The sequence below is a fragment of the Streptomyces sp. URMC 126 genome (assembly GCF_051386555.1).
Classification (GTDB): Bacteria; Actinomycetota; Actinomycetes; order Streptomycetales; family Streptomycetaceae; genus Streptomyces.
The window spans coordinates 1-231 of sequence record NZ_JBPQTX010001412.1 but is presented as its reverse complement, the minus strand read 5'-3'; the positions used below and the strand labels follow the sequence as shown (position 1 = coordinate 231).

The 231-nt window shown below is 74.0% G+C and carries 1 protein-coding gene; it reads left to right on the top strand.

Annotated features, from left to right (window positions below; genetic code table 11):
• A partial coding sequence (locus ACSNOK_RS36470) for a bifunctional ornithine acetyltransferase/N-acetylglutamate synthase (RefSeq protein WP_436784928.1) occupies nt 1-231 on the top strand: 231 nt, incomplete at both ends.

Genomic DNA, 231 nt, shown 5'->3' with positions numbered 1-231 from the left:
ACCCACGCCACCGCCGAGAAGGCGGCCGACGTGCTGGGGGAGAGCGCCGCGGAGGTCGCCGTCGCCTCCACCGGCCTGATCGGCGTCCGGCTGCCCATGGACAACCTCCTCACCGGAGTCGAGCGGGCGGCCGGCGAACTCTCCGCGCACGGCGGCGAGAAGGCCGCCATCGCCATCAAGACCACCGACTCCGTGCACAAGACCGCCGTCGTCGAGCGCGCGGGCTGGACG